The organism is Micromonospora sp. CA-259024, assembly GCF_050936255.1.
GTDB lineage: Bacteria > Actinomycetota > Actinomycetes > Mycobacteriales > Micromonosporaceae > Micromonospora.
The window spans coordinates 799,684-820,262 of sequence record NZ_JBNJND010000001.1; the positions used below are offsets into that span (position 1 = coordinate 799,684).

General features: G+C 73.5%; 3 protein-coding genes. 1 reads left to right on the forward strand and 2 read right to left on the reverse strand.

What is annotated here, in order from left to right; all coding sequences use genetic code 11:
- Nucleotides 1-6 precede the first annotated feature (6 nt).
- Nucleotides 7-6,069, reverse strand: a complete 6,063-nt coding sequence (locus ACQEUX_RS03455; RefSeq protein WP_433040937.1) for an SDR family NAD(P)-dependent oxidoreductase — start codon at nt 6,067-6,069, stop codon at nt 7-9.
- Complete coding sequence (locus tag ACQEUX_RS03460) at nt 6,063-19,457, reverse strand: SDR family NAD(P)-dependent oxidoreductase (protein WP_433040940.1); 13,395 nt, start codon at nt 19,455-19,457, stop codon at nt 6,063-6,065. Before ACQEUX_RS03460 ends, ACQEUX_RS03455 begins: the two co-directional genes overlap by 7 nt.
- Nucleotides 19,458-19,824: 367 nt before the next feature.
- Here ACQEUX_RS03460 and ACQEUX_RS03465 point away from each other — a divergent pair, with 367 nt between their 5' ends.
- Nucleotides 19,825-20,232 carry a nuclear transport factor 2 family protein gene (locus ACQEUX_RS03465; RefSeq protein ID WP_433040943.1) on the forward strand — a complete coding sequence of 136 codons (408 nt, stop codon included), beginning with the start codon at nt 19,825-19,827 and terminating at the stop codon, nt 20,230-20,232.
- Nucleotides 20,233-20,579: the final 347 nt, after the last annotated feature.

The window sequence follows — 20,579 nt, forward strand, 5'->3', positions numbered from 1 at the left end:
CCGCAGTCATCGGGACAACCCCAGTTCGTCATCGAGAGCCCGGAACAGTTCCTCGTCTGATGCGGACGCCAGATCGGTCCGGTCCGCGCCAGCGCCGCCCCACTTCCATGCCAGGGCCGCGATCCGGGCGGCCACCGCACCGTGCCGGGGGTGGTCCGCCGGCAGTTCGGTCAGCGCCCGATCCAGCCGGTCGAGGCCAGCCAGCACGGCAGCGGCCGGGTCGCTCGCTGCGGCCTGCAGGCCACCGAGATGGGCAGCGAGGGCGGTGATGCTCGGGTGGTCGAACACCACGGTGCTGGACAACCGCAGCCCGGTCGCGGTGATCAGGCGGTTGCGTAGCTCCACTGCGGTGAGCGAGTCGAGGCCCAGGTCGAGCAGCCCGAGCCCGGCCGGAATGGCGGCCGGATCCGGGTGTGCCAGCACCGCCGCTACCTCCCGGCGCACCACGACGGCCAGATCGGCCGGGGTGGCGGGACCGGCCGGGCTGGCGGGACCGGCGGGGCTGGCGGGACCGGCGGGGCTGGTGACTGCGGATGCCTCCGGCGGTGGGCCCGGTGGCGCGGCGAGCCGGGCCGCGACCAGGACCGCGTTGCTGCCACCCAGGGCGGCGTCGAACAGCGCCAACCCTTCGTCCGCGGTGAGTGCCCCGATGCCGCGCCGGGTCATCCGGGCCAGGGTCGGCGCGTCCAACCGGGCGCCCATGCCGTCGTTCCAGCGTCCCCAGGCGAGTGCGGTCGCGGGTCGGCCGGCGGCGCGCAGCTCCCGGGCGTATGCGTCCAGCATGCTGTTGGCGGCCGCATAGGTCGCCTGTCCCGCCGCGCCGAGCACCCCCGCGATGGACGAGAACAGCACGATCGCGGACAGGTCGAGGTCCCGGGTCAGGTCGGCAAGGTGCCGGGCACCGTCCACTTTGGGGGCGAGTACGCGGTCGAGTCGGTCTGGGGTGAGGTTGGTGAGTAGGGCGTCGTCGAGGGTTGCGGCGGCGTGGATGACGGCGGTGAGGGGTCGGTTGGTGGGGATGGTGGTGAGGAGTTTTTGGATGTGGGTGGGGTTGGTGATGTCGCAGGTGGCGATGTGGGCGCCGGGGATGTTGGTGGTGGTTGTTGTGGGGGTGCGGTTGGTGAGGATGAGGTGTTTGATGCCGTGGTGGTTGGCGAGGTGGCGGGCGATGAGGGTGCCGAGGGCGCCGGTGCCGCCGGTGATGAGGACGGTGCCGTTGGGGTTGAGTGGTTGGGGGATGGTTAGTACTACTTTGCCGATGTTGGCGCCTTGGCTGAGGTGTCGCATGGCTTGGGGTGCGTGGCGGATGTCCCAGCAGGTCACTGGTGGTGGGTTGAGGGTGCCGTTGGTTGTTAGTCGTATTACTTCGTGGAGCATTTCCGCGATTCGGTCGGGGCCGGCGTCGAGGAGGTCGAAGGTTTGGTAGTTGATTCCGGTGGGGGAGCGGGGGTCGGTTTTGCCCATTTCGATGAATCGGCCGCCGGGTCGTAGTAGTCGTAGTGAGGCGTCGATGAAGTCGCCGGCGAGTGAGTTGAGTACGACGTCGACGCCGTTGGTGAATTGGTGTTCGAATTCGAGGTTGCGGGAGGATGCGAGGTGGTTGGGGGGCAGGTTGAGGGTGGGGTGTTTGTGGGGGCTGGCGGTGGCGTATATCTCGGCGCCTAGGTGGTGGGCGAGTTGGATGGCTGCGTTGCCGACTCCGCCGGCTGCGGCGTGGATGAGTATGGTTTCGCCGGGCTGTAGTCCGGCCAGGTCGACCAGGGCGTAGTACGCGGTCAGGAACGCCACCGGTGCCGCGGCCGCCTGTGCGAACGACCAGCCCGACGGGACGGGCGCCAGCGACCGGTGATCGGCCACCGCGACCGGACCGAACGCGCCGGGCAGCAATCCCATGACCCGATCACCGGGCGCGAACCGGGTCACGCCCGGACCCACCTCGCGGACTACACCGGCACCCTCCAGTCCTAGCGGTCCGGGTTCACCCGGGTACATGCCGAGGGTGTTCAGCGCGTCCCGGAAGTTCAGGCCGGCCGCGCGGACGTCGACCCGGACCTCGCCGGCCGTGAGCGGCCGCTCCGCCGCCGGGCAGGGGGCCAGCACGAGGTTGCTGACGGTGCCTCGTTCCGGGATTTCCAGGCGCCAGGCCGCAGCGCCGTCCGGTATCACGAGGTCGCCGGTGGCCGGGCGCAGCCGGGGGAGCAGAACGGTGCCGTCGCGCAGGACGACCTCGTCGGCGGCGGCGGCCAGGGCGGCCGGCAGCGCGGCGGCGGAGCGTCCGTCGGTGACGATCACCCGGAACCGGCCTGGGTGCTCGGCCTGCGCGCTGCGGACCAGCCCACACACACCGGCGCCGGCCAGATCGTCGGCGACCACGAAGGTCAGCACGCCCGGGCGGTCGTCGCGCACCCAGCGCCGGGCCAGTTCCAGGGCGCCGTGCGGATCGGCGCTCACCAACACGAGATCCGCGTCCGTCGGCGCGAACGGATCGGCGACGTGCGGCGCGCTCAGGTGGCCGGCCAGGCCGTGCGGGTCGGGACCGGCCACCACGACCGACGGCACCGGAGCATCGGCGACCGGCGTGACCGGCGCGAGGTCCGGCAGGTGCAGCAGATCACCGTCGGCCCGCGGTTCCCGTACCACCAGCCGGTGCACGGACCCCACGGGCGTGCCGGCCGGGCCGGCCAGGATCATCTCGACCGCGTCCGGGCCGAGTGGCCGCAACCGCACCCGCAGCGCGGTCGGTCCGGCGGTGTGCACCGCGACGCCGGTCCAGGTGAATGGCATCCGGGCGCGGCCGCCGTGCGCGAGTGGCAGGTAGACCACCGCCTGCACCGCCGCGTCCAGCAGGGCCGGGTGCAGCACGAACCGGCCGGCCGCTGCCTCGTCCGCCGCGGGCAGCGCGATCTCGGCGTACACGTCGTCGCCGTCCCGCCAGGCGGCGCGCAGGCCGCGGAACGTCGCGCCGTATTCGAGGCCCTGCGCGGCCAGCCGGTCGTACCGGTCGGCCACCTCGATCGGCTGCGCCCCGGCCGGCGGCCACGTGGTCAGCGGCTCGCCCGCGGACGCGGACGCGGACGCGGCGAGCCTACCGTCGGCGTGCCGCCGCCACGGGCCCTCGCCGGTGCGGGAGTGGAGGGTCAGCGACCGGTTGCCGTCCCCATCGGCCTGGGCGACCCGCAGTTGCAGCTCGACCCGGTCGTGCACCGGCAGTTCCAGGGGATGGGTCAGAGTCAGTTCGGCCACCTGCGCGCAGCCCAGGTCCCGGGCCGCGCGCAGGGCCAGGTCGAGGAACGCGGTGCCGGGCAGCAGAGTGCGGCCGGCCACGGTGTGCCCGGCCAGCCAGGGCTCGGTGCGCCGGCTCAGTACACCGGTGATCAGGTGGCCGCCGTCGGCGAGGGGCACGGGCCGGCCGAGCGGTGCGGTGGTGCGCTCCGGCTGCTCCAGCCAGTACCGGCGTCGCTGGAAGGGGTAGGTCGGCAGATCCACGGCACGAGCCCCTCGCCCGGCGTAGACCGCGGGCCAGTCCACGGGCACCCCGGCGCTCCACAGTCGGGCGAGCGCGGTGAGCGTCAGTTCCGCGCCGCCGCCGGCCCGCGAGAGCGCGGCGACCAGCAGAATGGCGTCCGGCGTCTCGAGACAGTCGTGTGCGAGCGCGCCCAGGACGCCGTCCCCGAGATCTAGTCCGGCGGTGACACCGAGCCGCTCCAGCGTGCGGACACCATCGGCGAACCGCACCGTCTCGCGGACCTGCCGCACCCAGTAGCCGGGGTCGCACACCTGCGCCGGGTCGGCGATCCGACCGGTGACGCCGGAGATCAGCGAGATCGACGGGGGGTGGTAGGTCAGTCCCTCGGCGACCCGGCCGAACTCGGCCAGCATCGGCTCCATCCGGGCGGAGTGGAAGGCGTGGCTGACCCGCAACCGCCGGGTCCGTGCCCCGCGCGCCTCGGCAGCGGCGGCCACGGCGGCCACCGTGTCGTCGTCCCCGGAGACCACCGTCGCCCGCGGCCCGTTGACCGCGGCGACCGCCGCGCCCTGCAGGAGTAGCGGCCGGACCTCGTCCTCGGGCAGACCCACCGCCACCATCGCTCCACCGGCCGGCAGCGCCTGCATCAGCCGGGCCCGGGCGGTGACCAGCGTGCAGGCGTCGGCGAGCGTGAACACTCCGGCCACGTGCGCCGCGGCCAGCTCACCGATTGAGTGCCCGATCAGGTGGTCCGGGCGGACACCCCACGATTCGGTCAGCCGGGCCAGTGCCACCTCCACCGCGAACAACGCGGGCTGGGCCACCCCGGTCGGGTCGAGCACGTCCCCAGCGGCCGGAGTGAGCAGACCGGCGCGTACCTCGTCGCCGAAGTGATCGAGGACGTCGTCCAGGGCGGACCGGAACACCGGGAAGGACCGGTACGCGGCCGCCGCCATCCCGGCACGCTGGGCACCCTGACCGGGGAAGAGCAGCGCGACCCGGCCCGAGTTGGCGGCGCGCGTGTACTCGCTCCCGCCGCTCAGCACCGCCCGGTGCTCCAGCGCGGCCCGGGTGGTGGCCAGGGAGAACGCCAGGTCCAGCGGACGGTGCCTAGCGCCGACGGCGCGGACTGCGGCGATCTGGGCCGCGAGCGCCGCCTCGGTGCGGGCGGACACGATCAGTGGTGGCTCGGGACCGTCGTCCACCACGGCGCGCGGTGGGTCCTCGACCGGCGCCTCCTCCAGTACGACGTGGGCGTTGGTGCCGCTGGACCCAAACGACGACACCCCGGCCCGGCGCGGTCGGCCGGTGTCTGGCCATGGGCGGGCCTCGGTGAGCAGGGCGACCCCGCCGGTTGACCAGTCGACGTGGGGGGTGGGCTGGTCCACGTGCAGGGTGCGGGGGAGCATGCCGTGCCGTAGCGCCATGACTGTCTTGATGACGCTGGTGACCCCGGCTGCGGCCTGTGGATGGCCGAGGTTGGATTTGACCGATCCGAGCCAGAGGGGGCGGTCGGCGGGGCGGTCTCGGCCGTAGGTGTCGAGCAGTGCCTGGGCTTCGATCGGGTCGCCGAGGGTGGTGCCGGTGCCGTGTGCCTCGACGGCGTCGACGTCGGTGGTGGTGAGCCCGGCGGCGGCCAGGGCCTGGCGGATCACCCGCTGCTGGGCCGGGCCGCTGGGTGCCGTCAGTCCGTTGCTGGCACCGTCCTGGTTCACCGCGCTGCCCCGAACCACCGCGAGCACCTTGTGCCCGTGGCGTTGCGCGTCGGACAGCCGCTCAACCAGCAGCATCGCGGCACCCTCGGCGAAACCGGTGCCGTCCGCGCCGGCCGCGAACGCCTTGACCCGGCCGTTCGGGGCCAGCCCGCGTAGCCGGCTGAAGTCGAGGAACAGGTCCGGTGTGGCCAGTACGGTGGCACCGCCGACCAGAGCCATCGTGCAGTCGCCCTGCCGCAGCGCCTGAACCGCGAGGTGGAGCGCGACCAGCGAGGACGAGCACTCGGTGTCCACCGTCAGGGCCGGGCCCTCCAGGCCGAGCGCGTAGGCGACCCGGCCGGACGCGATGCCGCCCGCGCTGCCGTTGATCAGATAGCCCTCGAAGCCGTCGGGTGCCTCGGCGAACCGGCTGCCGTAGTCGTGGTAAATCACGCTGGCGTAGACCCCGGTGCGGGTGCCGCGCAGCGACGTCGGGTCGATCCGGGCCCGCTCCACGGCCTCCCACGCCGTCTCGAGCAGCAGTCGTTGTTGCGGGTCGGTGGCGAGCGCCTCACGCGGCGAGATCCGGAACAGGTCAGCGTCGAAACCCGCGGCGTCGTCCAGGAACCCGCCGTACGCGCTGGTGCTCGTGCCCGGATGGTCCGGATCGGGGTGGAACAGATCGTCCAGCGGCCAACCCCGGTCGGACGGGAACGACGTGATCGCGTCCCGCTCCTCGGTGAGCAGCCTCCACAGCAGCTCTGGAGTGTGCGTACCGCCGGGCAGGCGGCATGCCATGCCGATGACCGCGATCGGTTCCGTGGTCAGCGAACGGATCCGGCGGCGGGCGTCCTGCAGGTCGGCGGTCGCCCGGCGCAGGTAGGTGCGTAGTTTGTCGTCGTCTACCACGGGTTGTCACCACCGTCGATCAAGTTGAAGAGTTCGTCGTCGCTGGCCTTGCCCAGGTCCCCGGCCGGGTCCGCGGGCGGATCGAACATGGACACCAGCTCCCGCAGCAGGGACCGGACTTCGGGCTGGGCCGCCGGGTCGAGGCCGGGTAGTGCGTCGCGGATCCGGGCGAGATCGGCCCGCAACGCGGCCAGCGGGTCTGCTGGCGGCGGTCGCAGTGCGATGCTCAGGTGCCCGGCCAGCGCCGACGGGCTGGGATGGTCGAAGACCACGGTGGCCGGCAGCCGCAGGCCGATCTCGGTGGTAAGGCGGTTGCGCAGTTCCACCGCGGTCAGCGAGTCGAACCCGAGGTCGGTGAAGGCGTGGTCGGGGGTGACCGCCTCCACGGAAGAGTGGCCGAGCACCCCGGCGGCGTGCGCGCGGACCAGGTCGAGCAGCCACGCCTCCAGCTCGGCCGGGGGGAGCGCCCGCAACTGCGGCTCGGCGTCGGCCGTAGTGGCCGGGCGGACGGCGCGGGGCAGTTGCCTGGCGCGCAGCAGGCCGCGCAGCAGAGGTGGCACGTCGTCCCGGCGCCGGGCGCCCAGGCGCAGCGGAAGCAGGACCGGCTCGGCCGACTCCCGGGCCGCGTCGAACAGGGCCAGTGCCTGTTCGGTGCGCAGCTCGGCAATGCCCGCCCGAGCCAGCCGGGACCGGTCGACGTCGTCCAGGTGCCCCGACATTGCGCTGCGGGCGGCCCACAGTCCCCACGCGAGCGCGGTCGCCGGACGGCCGCTGCCGCGCAGACGCCGGGCGTACGCGTCGAGGAAGGTGTTGGCCGCCGCGTAATGCGCCTGTCCCGCCGTGCCGAACGTGCCGGCGCCACCGGAGAACAGCACGAACTCGGCCAGGTCCAGGTCCCGGGTCAGCTGGTCCAGGTGCACTGCCGCGTCCACCTTGGGGCGCAGGACGGCGGCCACCCGCTCCGGGGTCAGGGCCGGCACCGTACCGTCGTCGATCACCCCGGCGGCATGGTGGACTGCGGTCAGCGGATGTTCCGCCGGGACCGCGGCGAGCAGTGCGGCGAGGTCTTTCGGGTTGGCAGCGTCGCAGGCGGCCACGGTGACCCGGGCACCCAGCGCCTCCAGCTCGGCGGTCAGGTCGCGGGCGCCCGGCGCGTCCGGCCCGGACCGTCCGGCCAGCAGCAGGTGGCGCACCCCGTGCCGGGTGACCAGGTGCCGGGCGAGCAGGCTGCCGATCGTCCCGGTGCCGCCGGTGATCAGCACCGTCCCGTCCGGGTCGCGGTCACGGGGAACGGTGAGCACCACCTTGCCGACGTGCCGGGCCTGGCTGATGTGTCGGAACGCGTCCCGGACGCCGCGAATGTCCCAGGCGGTCACCGGCAGCGGGCGCAGCGCGTCCCGGGCGAACAGGCCGAGCAGGTCGGTGAGCATCTCCTGGATCCGGTCCGGTCCGGCTTCGGCCAGCTCGAACGACCGGTACCGCACGCCTGGGAAGTCACGGCCGACCGTCTCCGGATCCCGCAGGTCGGTCCGGCCCATCTCGATGAACCGGCCGCCAGGCCGCAGCAGCCGCAGCGACGTGTCGACGAAATCGCCGGACAGCGAGTTCACCACCACGTCCATCCCGCCGGGGAACCGGTGCGCGAACTCCAGATCGCGGGACGACGCGATCCGGTCCGGTTGCAGACCGAGCGACAGCAGCGCTGGCCACTTGCCGGGCGAGGCGGTGGCGTACACGTCGGCGCCCAGGTGCCGCGCCAGTTGCACGCATGCCATGCCGACTCCGCCCGCGCCGGCGTGCACCAGCACGGTGTCGCCCGGTCCGGTGCCGGCCAGGTCGCGTAGGGCGTACCAGGCCGTGAGGAAGGCGACCGGGGTAGCTGCGGCGCGCGGGAACGACCAGCCCTCGGGGACCGGCGCCAGCAGGCGGTGGTCCACAACGGTCACCGGCCCGAACGCGTCCGCTGCCATGCCCAGCACCCGGTCACCCCGGCGCAGTCCGGTGACGTCCGGGGCAACCTCGGTGATCACGCCGGCGATCTCACTGCCCAGCGCCGCCCGGCCCGGGTACATGTCGAGCGCCACCAGCACGTCCCGGAAGTTCACGCCCGCCGCCCGCACCGCGACCCGGACCTGTCCGGCGGTGAGCGGGGCCAACACGTCGGGCCGGGCGGTGGCGACCAGGCCGTCCAGGGTGCCCGAGCCGGTCACGCGGACCGACCAGGGTCCGTCCGGTGGGATGAGCGCGGCGTCGGGGGCGGACCGGGCCAGCCGCGGAGCGTACGCCACACCACCCCGCACCGCGAGCTGCGGTTCGCTGCCGTTGGTGACCACATCAACCAGCCCGTCCACGTCGAGCAGCAGGAGCCGGCCCGGATGCTCGGTCTGCGCCGACCGCACCAGGCCCCACAGCGCTGCCTGCACCGGGTCCGGCGCCGGATCGTCACCGGGCACCGTCACCGCGCCCCGGGTGACGAACACCAGGGCGGAGGCTGCTGTTCGCGGCTCGGCCAGCCAGTCCTGGATCAGCGCGAGCGCGCGCTGCACCGCTGCGTGCGTGGCAGCCGCGAGATCGGGTCCAGCCGGCCCGGACCAACAGGTCAGGACCAACGGGGGTACGTCCGGCACCTGCTTGAGCAGTGCGGCCAGGTCCGGGTAGTGGTCGCCGTCGCCTAGGCCGACCGGGTCCCCGCCGAGCAGGACCGGCCGGTCCGTGGCCGGTGTGCCCGGCACGGTCTCCCAGTCCATGGTGTACAGAGCCGCGTCGCCCGTGTCGGTGGCCGCGTCCACCTGCCGGTCGCTGATCGGACGCAGCGTCAGGGCATCGATCGAGAGGACCGGCCGTCCGGCTGGATCCGCGACGAGTACCGCCACGGTGTCCGGCCCGGCCGGGGACAGGTGTACCCGGACCCGTTCGGCGCCGGACGCGTGGAGGGTGACACCGGTGAACGAGAACGGCATCCGCCGCCGGCCGCCGCCGGTGAGGAAGCTCGGGTGCAGGGCCGCGTCCAGCAGGGCCGGGTGCACTCCGTACGAGTCGGCCGGCGCACCGTCGAGACGCGCCTCGGCGAACACGTGGTCCCCGCGCCTCCAGAGTGCGGTAACGCCCCGGAACACCGGACCGAAGGTGTGGCCGGCGGCGGTCATCGCGTCGTACAGGTCGGTCACGGGCACCGGCTCGGCACCCGGCGGGGGCCAGGCGGTCAGGTTCGCCGGTGCTGGGCCGGCCATGCCCAGGACGCCGTGCGCGTGTCGAGTCCAGGGCTGGTCGTCGCTGGCGCCGTCGGGCCGGGACCGCAGCGTCACCGTGCGGACCCCGACGTCGTCCGGACCAGAGACCGTCAGGTGTAGCCGCACCGCGTTGTCCAGGGGCAGCGGCAGGGGCGCCTCCAGCACGAGTTCGTCGAGGCGGGTGCGGCCCACCTCGGCGCCGGCTCGCAGCGCCATCTCGGCGAACGCGGTACCCGGCAGCAGCGGCCGGCCGGACAGCGCGTGGTCGGCCAGCCAGGGCTGGGTCCGCAGCGACATTCGGCCGGTGAGCAGGAGGCCATCGGTGTCGGGCAGTGGCAGGGCGTACCCGAGCAGAGGGTGCCCGGTCGAGGCGACCCCGGTGTCACCAGCCCCCGCTGCGGCAGGCGTGGCGTCCAGCCAGTAGCGCTCGTGCCGGAACGGATAGGTGGGCAGGTCCATCAGCGGGCCGGGCGGGAACAGCGGCGCCCAGGACACTGGCCCGCCGTGCGCCCACAGCTCGCCCAGGGAGGTACGGAACCGGCCCGTGTCGCCCTCGCCCCGGCGCAGTGTGCCGACCACCACCGCGTCCCGCCCGGCGTCCTCGGCGGACTCCTGAAGGCCAACGGTCAGCACCGGGTGCGGGCTGACCTCCACGAAGAACCGGTGGCCGTGCGCCAGCAGCCGCTCGGTCACCGCAGCGAACCGGACCGTGTCGCGTAGGTTTCGGAACCAGTAGCCGGCGTCCAGGTCCGCGGTGTCCAGCAGGTCACCCGTGACGGTGGAGTGGAACGGGATCTCGCCGGTGTGGGGACGGATCGGCGCGAGCAGGTCGAGCAGCCGCTCGCGGACCGGTTCCACGTGTGCCGAGTGCGAGGCGTAGTCGACCGGTACCCGCCTGGCCCGCAGCCCGGCCACGGCGCACTCGGCGAGCAACTCGTCCAGCGCGTCGTCGTCACCGGAGACAACGGTCGAGCGCGGCCCGTTGACCGTGGCCAGGCCGATCCGCCCGGACCAGCGGGCGATCCGCTTCCCGGCCTCGGCCGCGCCCACCGGCAGCGACACCATCCCACCGCCGGGCGGCAGTGTGGCGAGAACCCGGCTGCGCAGCGCCACCACCCGGGCGGCGTCATCCAGGGTCAGTGCACCGGCCACGTACGCCGCCGCGATCTCACCCTGCGAGTGGCCGACCACCGCGTCCGGGACGACACCGTTTGCTCGCCACAGCGCCGCCAGCGACACCATTACCGCGAACAGCGCGGGTTGCACCACGTCGACTCGATCGAGCGGGCCGTCCAGCTCGTCGAGCAACGGCCGGTCCAGGTACGGGTCCAGTGCAGCCGCACACGCCCGCATGGTCTCGGCGAACACCGGTTCGTCGTCGATCAGCGCGCGGGCCATGCCGGTCCATTGGGCGCCCTGGCCGGGGAAGACGAACACCACCGGCCCGGCCTTTGCCACCCCCCGGGCGCCGGTACCGGCGGACAGCGCGGCCAGACCAGCCCGGAACCCGTCAGCGTCTGCGGCGACCACCACGCCGCGGTGTTCGAATGCCGACCGGCCCGCGAGGGCGCGGCCAACCGCCCCGGCCGGCCCTGAGGCGAATGGGATGAGGGCCTCCGCACGGTCCCGCAACGCGTCCGCGGTACGGGCCGACAGCAGCCACGGCACCGGTCCCGGGCTCGGCGTGGCGGTGGCATCGGGCTCGGCGGGCGCCTGCTCTAAGACTGCGTGCACATTGGTGCCGCTGATTCCGAACGCGGAGATGCCGGCCCGGCGCGGTCGGCCGGTGTCTGGCCATGGGCGGGCCTCGGTGAGCAGGGCGACCCCGCCGGTTGACCAGTCGACGTGGGGGGTGGGCTGGTCCACGTGCAGGGTGCGGGGGAGCATGCCGTGCCGTAGCGCCATGACTGTCTTGATGACGCTGGTGACCCCGGCTGCGGCCTGTGGATGGCCGAGGTTGGATTTGACCGATCCGAGCCAGAGGGGGCGGTCGGCGGGGCGGTCTCGGCCGTAGGTGTCGAGCAGTGCCTGGGCTTCGATCGGGTCGCCGAGGGTGGTGCCGGTGCCGTGTGCCTCGACGGCGTCGACGTCGGTGGTGGTGAGCCCGGCGGCGGCCAGGGCCTGCCGGATCACCCGCTGCTGGGCCGGCCCGTTGGGAGCGCTGAGGCCGTTGCTGGCACCGTCCTGGTTCATCGCCGAGCCGCTGACGATGGCCAGAACCGGGTGGCCGTGGCGTCGGGCGTCGGACAGCCGTTCCAGCACCACCATGCCGACGCCCTCACTCCATGCCGTCCCGTCCGCGGCCGCCGCGAACGCCTTGATCCGGCCGTCCGGGGCCAGCCCGCGCTGCCGGCTGAACTCGGCGAAGATGCCCGGCCCGGCCATCACGGTCACCCCGCCGGCCAGGGCCAGCGAGCATTCGTCGCGACGCAGGGCGGCGGCCGCCAGGTGCACCGTGGCCAGCGACGATGAGCATGCGGTATCGACGGTGATGGCCGGGCCGGACAGACCGAGCACATACGAGATCCGGCCGGAGCCGACGCTCAGCGATCGCCCGGTCAGTAGGTACCCCTCGAGGTCCGCGGGTGCCTGCTCCGGTCGCGGGCCGTATTCCTGCACGGTCATGCCGGCGTAGACCGCGGTGCGGCTGCCACGTAGCGTCAGCGGGTCCACCCCGGCCCGTTCCAGGGCCTCCCACGCCGTCTCCAGGAGCAGGCGTTGTTGGGGATCCATCGCCTGGGCCTCGCGCGGGCTGATCCCGAAGAACGCCGCGTCGAAGCCGGCCGCGTCGACGAGGAAACCACCGCGCCGGGTGTACGACGTGCGCGGCCGGGACAGTGTGGGGTCGTACAGATCGTCGATCCGCCAGCCGCGGTCGGTTGGCATGTCGCCGATCACGTCCCGTTCCGCCACCAGCAGGTCCCACAACTGCTCCGGCGTGCTGATCCCGCCGGGCAGGCGGCACGCCATGCCGACCACGGCGATCGGTTCGTCCATCTGAGACGCGGTCGCCGCTGGCATGGCGGGCGCGGGGGTACCGGTGAGCTCGGCCCGCAGACAGTCGGCCAGCGCGGCGCAGCTCGGATGGTCGAAAACGACGCCGGTGGGCAGGCGCAGGCCGGTGGCGGTGTTGAGCCGGTTGCGCAGTTCCACCGCGGTCAGCGAGTCGAAGCCCAACTGCTTGAACGCGCGGCCGGGGTCGAGCGCGGCGGGGTCGGCCGCACCGAGGACCGCGGCGGCGTGCTCGCGGACCAGGTCGAGCAGGTTCGCCGGAGTCGGAGCCGGAGACGGCTTCGTCGGGCCGCCAGACGCCGCCTCGCGCACCAGATTGGTCAGTAGCGGCGAGGGGGCGACTCGGGCCCAGTCCACGTCGGCGATCACCGGAACGACCTCACCTGCGGCCAGCGCCTCGCCGAGAGCCGCCAGTGCGGCCTCCGGCTCCATGTGCCCGATACCGTGCCGGCGCAGACGCTCGCCGACCTGGCCGCCGCCCATCCCGCCGCCGGCCCAGTGCCCCCAGACCACTGCGGTGGCCGGGCGGCCGGCGGCGTGTCGGTTGCGGGCCAGCGCGGTGAGGTAGGTGTTGCCAGGGGCATAGTTGCCCAGCCCGGCGCCCCCCAGCAGCCCGGTGATTGAGGAGAACAGCACGAACGCGTCCAGATCGCGGTCGCGCGTCAGGTCGTCGAGGTTGCGCGCGGCGGCCGCCTTGGCGCGCAGGGTGGCCTGCAGCCGGTCGGGGGTCAGGTCGGCGAGCAGGCCGTCGTCGAGCAGCCCGGCGGTGTGGAAGACCGCGGTCACCGGCTCCTCAGCGAGCAGCCGTGCGACGGTGTCCCGGTCGGCGGCGTCCCCGGCCACCACGGTCACCCGTGCTCCCAGGTCCTCGAGGGAGGCGCGCAGCCGGTCGGCGCCCGGGGCGTCCGGGCCCCGCCGGCTGAGCAGCAGCAGGTGCTCGGCGCCGTGGCGGGCCAGCCAGGCGGCCAGATGGCCGCCGATGGCGCCGGTGCCGCCGGTGATCAGCACGGTGCCCCGCCAGCGCGGCGGTTCCACCGGGAGGGCTGGCGGCGTCGGTTCGAGACGCGGGGCGAGCACACGGCCGGACCGCAGGGCGGCCTGGTCCTCGGTGCCGGCGAGTAGGCCTGGAAGCGAGGCGAGGTCATCGGTGCCCAGGTCGATGAGGCCGCCCCAGCGCTCCGGGTGCTCTCGAGCGGCGACCAGACCGAGGCCCCACACGAGGCTCTGTGCCGGGTGCGGAACGGTGTCGGCGTCGTCGGCCGCGACGGCGCCCGTGGTCAGGCACCAGAGTCGCGCCGGGTGGCCGTCGAGGGCCCGGATCAGCGCGAGGGTGTCGACGGCGCCGGTCGGGACCGCGTCCAGGCCGGGCATCGCCCGCTCGTCCAGGGCGAGCAGCGAGACCACCCCGGTGGCGTCGCCGACCGTGGCGCCCGCCGGCACTCGGTCCACATCGGCGCCGGCCCGGGCGAGCACCTCGGCGACCGCCCCGGTAACCGCTTCGTGCCCGGCCGGGGCGACCAGCACCCAACGGCCGTGCAACCGAGCCGGCGCGGGGTCGACCAGCGCCCACCTGGTCCGGTAGCGCCACGGGTGTGCGGCGGCCGCTGCGGGGCCGGTGTGCCAGAACCGCTGCCGCTGGAACGGATAGGTAGGCAGGTCGGTGCGGCCGGCCGGGGCGGCACCGGCGAGGATGGTCCGGTCCACCGGGACACCGCGGGTGTACGCCTCGGCGAGCGAGGTGCGAAATCGGACCCGCCCGTCCTCGTCGCGGCGCAGCGTCCCGGTCACCACGACGTCGATGCCGGCCTCCTCGGCAGTCTCCTGCATCGCGGCGGTGAGCAGCGGGTGCGGCCCCACCTCGATCAGCGTCCGGTGACCGTGGTCGAGGAGGGCGCGGGTGGCGTCCGCGAACCGGACGGGCTGCCGCAGGTTGCGATACCAGTACCCGGCGTCGAGCTGCCGGGTGTCCAGTGGCCCGCCAGTAACCGTGGAGAAGAACGGGATCGTGGCGGGCCGGGCGGTGACCGTGCCGAGCGCGTCCCGGAGGGTCTCGCGGACCGCCTCCACGTGCGGCGAGTGTGAGGCGTAGTCCACCGGTACCCGCCGGGCACGGATGTCCGCCTCGACGCATCGTGCGGCGAGTGCGTCCAGAGCGTCGGCGGCACCGGCCACCACCACCGCGCGGGGGCCGTTGACCGCGGCGAGGCTGAGCTCGCCCGCCCAGGGCCGTAGCAGGTCGGTGGCCTCCGCGGCGCTCACCGGGAGCGACATCATGCCGCCCTGCCTGGCCAGGGCGGCGAGTGCGCGGCTGCGGACCGCCACCACCCGGGCGGCGTCCGTCAGCGACAGTGCCCCAGCCACGTACCCGGCGGCGATCTCGCCCTGCGAGTGTCCGGCCACCGCAGCCGGCCGGACGCCCGCCGCCCGCCACAGCTCGGCCAGCGCCACCATCACCGCGAAGAGGGCTGGCTGTACCACGTCGACCCGGTCGAGCGGCCCGCGCAACTCGTCGCGCAGGGACCAGTCCACGTGCGGAGCGAGGGCGGCGGCGGCGTCGTCCAAGGCCGTGGCGAACTCCGGGTAACGGTCAATCAGGTCGACGGCCATCCCGGCCCACTGACCGCCCTGGCCGGGGAAGACGAAGGCGGCCGTGCCCGGGTCGCCGGCGACGCCGCGGACCAGGCCGGGTGCCTGGCGGCCGGTGGCGAGCGCGTCCAGGCCCGCGCGGAAATCCGCCAGATCCCTGGCGATCAGCACCGCGCGGTGGTCGAGCTGAGCCCGGCCGGTGGCCAGCGTGCGGGCGACGGCGTCCGGTCGGGAGTTTGCGGTCACGCGGCCGCCGAGCCGGCCGGCCAGGGCGCGCAATGCCGGCTCACTGTGCGCGGAAATCGGCCAGGCGAGCACCGCAGGCACCGGCCCGGTGGCCGGCGGCGCCGGCTCCACCGGTGGCTCCTCCACGATCAGGTGTGCATTGGTGCCGCTGATGCCGAACGACGACACACCGGCCCGGCGCGGTCGTTCTCCGCGCGGCCAGGCCACGTTCGCGGCGAGCGGAATGACCGGGCTGCCGGTCCAGTTCACGTGTGGGGTCGGGCGGTCCAGGTGCAGCAGCCGGGGCAGGCAGCCGTGGCGCAGCGCCAGCACCATCTTGATCACGCCCGCCACACCTGCGGCCGCCTGGGTGTGCCCGATGTTCGCCTTGACCGAGCCCAGATGCAGCGGTCGGTCGGCGGGGCGGTCTCGGCCGTACGTGGCGATGATTGCCTCCGCCTCGATCGGGTCACCTAGCCGGGTCCCGGTGCCGTGCGCCTCAACCGCGTCCACGTCGGCCGGGGTGAGCGCGGCGTCGGCCAGTGCCCGCCGGATGACCCGCTGCTGCGCCCTGCCGTTCGGGGCGGTCAACCCGTTGCTGGCGCCGTCGGAGACGATCGCGCTGCCGCGGATCAGGGCGAGGACGGGGTGCCCGTTCCGGCGGGCGTCTGCCAGTCGTTCCACCAGCAGCAGTCCGGCGCCCTCGCTCCAGCTCGTGCCGTCCGCGGCGGCCGCAAACGGTTTACAGCGGCCGTCCACCGCCAGGCCCTGCTGGGTGGCGAACTCGGCGAACATGCCGGGAGTGGCCATCACGGTGGCGCCGCCGGCCAGCGCCAGGTCGCACTCGCCGCGGCGCAGCGACTGGGCGGCCAGGTGCAGCGCCACCAGCGACGAGGAGCAGGCGGTGTCGACGGTCAGCGTCGGGCCCTCCCAACCCAGGACGTACGCGATCCGCCCGGACGCGACGCTCGGGGTGGTTCCGGTGAGCAGGTACCCGGCGCTGTCACCGGCCGGTTCGTGCAGGCGCGGCCCATAGTCCTGCGCGGTCACGCCGACGAACACCCCGGCCGTGCCTCCGCGCAGCGTGTCCGGGTCGATGTCGGCCCGCTCCAGCGCCTCCCACGCACACTCCAGCAGGAGCCGCTGCTGCGGGTCCATAGCGGTCGCCTCGCGCGGCGAGACGCCGAAAAATTCGTTGTCGAACCGGTCGGCGTCGTCGAGGAAGCCGCCGGCGCGGGGTGTGCCGGGGGCCAGCCGGGTGGTGTCCCAGCCGCGGTTGGCGGGAAACGCCGAGATCGGGTCTGCCTCCTCGGCCAGCAGCTCCCAGAATCGTTCGGGCGTGTCGGCGTCGCCGGGGAAGCGGCAGGCCATGGCGACGATCGCGATCGGCTCACTGGCGTCCGGCGCCACCGCGAGCCGGTCCGGAGCCGGATCGCCATCTTGCAGGTGCGCGATCAGCGCGGCCGGGGTGGGATGGTCGAAGGTCAACGAGGCGGGCAGCTCCCGGCCGAGAGCGGCCGCCAGCCGGTCGCGGACCTCCACGGCACCGAGCGAGTCGAGGCCGAGCTCCCGGAAGGTGCGTCGAAGGTCCAGAGCTGTCGGTTCCCGGTGGCCCAGTACTGCGGCCACACTCGCCCGGACAGCGGCGGCGGGGTCGCCCGCCGTGACCACCTCCGGTACCTCCGGCCGGTCCAGCCAGTGCGGTACGCGCGCGAAGCCGTATCCGGGAAGCTCGATGGCCCGGCCGGTAGTGGCCGGTAGTGGCCAACGCACCGGGGCTCCGCCCGCGTGCACGGCCGCTACCCCAGCGGTGAACGAGCGCACCTCGGGCCGGCCGGCGCGCAGCACCGGTGTGGCCACCACGTCGCCGGGCAGGCAGTCGCGGACCAGGGCGCTGAGTGCGGTGTCCGGTCCGAGTTCCAGGAACAGCCGGACACCCCGGTCGTGCAGCTCGCGGACGCCGTCGTGAAAGCGCACCGCCTGCCGGGCGTGTAGGGCCCAGTACCCGGGATCCGCGAGGTCCGCCGCGGTCAGTGGTCGGCCGGTCACGTTGGACACCACCGGCAGTAGCGGCGCCGCTACGGAAAGCCCGGCCGCCACCTGGCGCAGTCCGTCCAGCACGGGCTCGAGGTGCGCAGAGTGGAACGCGTGACCGACCCGCAGCCGCCGGGCGCGGCGCCCGGAGGCCTGGTGCCGGGCGGCCAGGTCGAGCACGGCGTCCCGGTCACCGGAGATCACCACCGCCCGCGGTCCGTTCACGGCGGCGATGCCGACCCGCTCGGCCGACCCGGCGATCAGCTCACCGATCTCGTCCTCGGTGCCCTCCAATGCCGCCATCGCGCCGGCCTCGGGCACCGACTGCATCAGCCTCCCTCGCGCGGCGACCAGGGCGGCCGCGTCGGCCAGGCTCAGCGCGCCAGCGGCGTGCACCGCGGTGATCTCGCCTACCGAGTGCCCGAGCAGATGGTCCGGGGTCAGCCCCCAGGACCGGGCAAGCCGGTACAGAGCGGTCTCCACGGCGAACAGCGCGGGCTGGGCGTAGGCAGTGTCCGCCAGCAGGTCGCTGGCCGGTCCGAGCACCACGTCGCGCAGCGGCCGGTCCAGGTGCGGGTCCAGGGCGGCGCAGGCGGCGTCGAAGGCGTCGGCGAACACGCCGCCCGTCCGGTACAGCTCGCCGCCCATGCCGGCGCGCTGGCTGCCCTGACCGCTGAACAGGAACGCCAGGCCGGCCGGTTCACGGGCGACGCCCTCGGCGACGTCAGCGGTTCCCACGCCGTTCACCAGTCCGGTCAGCGCGCTGACCGCTTCGGACCGGTCGGCGGCCAGGATCACCGCGCGGTGGGCGAATGTTGACCGGGTGGTGGCGAGAGAGCGGGCCACCTCGGCCGGTGTCGGCCCCTCGTCCGCGTCCAGGACTTTGCGCAGCCGGCCAGCCTGGGTGCGCAACGCGGCGCGGCTGCGGGCGGAGACGACGAGCGGGACGATCGGCCAGGTGCCGGCCTCGACCTCCGTTTCGGTTCGAGGCCCCGCCAGCGGCCCCGGTACGGGCGGTTCCTCCACGACCAGGTGGCAGTTCGTGCCGCCCATGCCGAAGGAACTGACGCCGGCAAGGCGCGGCCGGTCGCCGACGGGCCAGCCGGCGGGCTCGGCGATCACTCGCAGGCGCAGCGCGTCAAGGTCGATGGCCGGGTTCGGGGTGTGGAAGTGCAGGCTCGGTGGGATCGCGCCGTGCCGCACCACGAGTGCCGCCTTGACCAGGCCGACGATGCCCGCCGCACCCTCCAGGTGGCCGAGGTTGGTCTTGACCGAGCCGACCGGCAGCGGGTTGCCAGCCGGTCGTCCCGCGCCGAGGACGGCACCGAGGGCGGCTGCCTCGATCGGGTCACCGACCCGGGTGCCGGTGCCGTGTAGTTCGACGTAACCGACGTCTGCCGGGCGCACGCCCGCGTCGCGATAGGCCCGCTGCAGCACCTCCTCCTGCGCGCGGCGGCTAGGCACGGTGAGTGCCGCTCCGCCGCCGTCGTTGTTTACCGCGCCGCCGCGGATCACGCAGTGGATCCGGTCGCCATCGGACACCGCCCGGTCCAGCGGTTTGAGCAGGACCACGGCACCGCCCTCGCCGCGGACGTACCCGTCCGCGGCGGCGTCGAAGGTGGCGCAGCGGGCGTGCGGGGAGAGCGCGCCGAACGCGTCCGACGCCGCGCTGCTCTCCGGCGTGATGAGGAGGTTGACGCCACCGGCGAGCGCCAGCTCGGCGTCGCCGCGCCGGAGCCGCTCGACGGCCAGGTGGGTTGCGACCAGGGACGAGGACTGTCCGGCGTCGACCGTGAGGCTGGCGCCGCGCAGCCCGAAGGTGTACGAGACTCGGTTCGCCAGCATGCTGCGGTGCGCACCGGCCATCGCGTACCGGCCCGACTCCGGCGCGGTCGGGTTCAACAGGAGCCGGGCGTAGTCGTCCCAGATCGCTGCCGCGAACACGTCGGTCCGGGTGCCCCGAAGCCGGTCGAGCGGGATCCCGGCGTCGTCCGCCGCCTCCCAGCACAGTTCCAGCATGAGTCGCTGCTGCGGATCCATGGCGTTGGCCTCGCGGGGACCGACACCGAACGACTCGGCGTCGAACAGGTCGATCCGGTCCAGGAAGCCGCCGCGCCGCAGATGGGCAGGGGTGTCGGGGCCGGCCGGAGCCCACCGACCCGGCCGGACCTCCCGGACCGCGTCCCGACCGTCGCAGAGCAGCCGCCAAAAGGCGTCCGGCGTGGACGCGTCTGGCAACCGACAGGCGATGCCGACGACGGCGATCGCCGGTCCGGCAGCACTCAGCGCCTGCTCGGCCATCCTTACCTCACATCCCCGTGGTGGTGTCCGCCGGATCTGCGCGGAACAGCATTGCCGGAACGTCGTCCGGCCACGTCGTCGGCGGGCTTGCGCGCTGGTCGCGGTGCCCCGACGTGACCCCACGGGCCGCGCCGCACCGCCCGAGATCGGCGCCGTCCACTTAGCGTCGTCGGTGCTTTACCAACTGTCTTCGCGCAAATTGCGGTCTTGCGGGTCAAGAAGGGGAGGTGCGCGGCCGGCGGACTCTACTCATCACCGCCGATGGCGCAACCCCTAGTGGGTAAGGGGTTGCCACGTCATTTCGGCCTGCGGTTGGCTGGCGCCGCGGCCGGGGGCCGTGTGTGACCCTCTCGAGAAAGGTCCGGCCATGACCCAGAACATCAGGTCCATTGTGGATGATCTCTACAGCGGCCTGCGACGGATGGACGCTCCTGCGGTTGTCAGCCTGTTCCACCCGGAGGTGGAGATCCGTACACCGCCGTCGCTGCCCTGGTCTACCGGGCACTACACCGGTCTGGACGGGGCTGTCGCCTACTTCACCAGCGCGCTCGACCTGCTCGACGAGAACCTCTTTGACGTGGAGGAGGTCCGGGTGTCCGGCGACGACTGGGTGGCCGCGATCGGGCAGTGGTCCGGCAAGTTCAAGAATGGCGGCGTGTTCGACGTGCGTTTCGTCCACTTCTGGGCGATCCGAGACGGGAAGGTATACCGTGGCGAGGGCATCTCCGACACGGACGGCATCGTCCGGGCGTACGAGAGCGGAAACGTGGCCTGACCAAAGAACCGCCAGCCGCCGGGTGGACGTCCGCCCGGCGGTTCTTTGTTTCCTGAAAGGCCCAATTCTGTTTCCGGTCGGTAACGGGATTCGTGTTGCCGGGGTGATGTCAACTCCATTTGCGAAACGTGGAATGAAATTGCTCCGAGTGGATCGTGTAATCGGCGGTTCGGACCCGTTCGCCCGGCGATTCAGGGGCGCAAAAGCGAGGCTGAGGCTGGTGTTGGTGCTGGTGCCCGTTTTGGGGTCACAGATAAAACATATCCTAATAAATCGCCCCGCCGGAGAGCTGCGGTTGCGTATTGTCGGCCCCCGGTGACGGTCAGCAATTTGGGAGTGGCCATCGT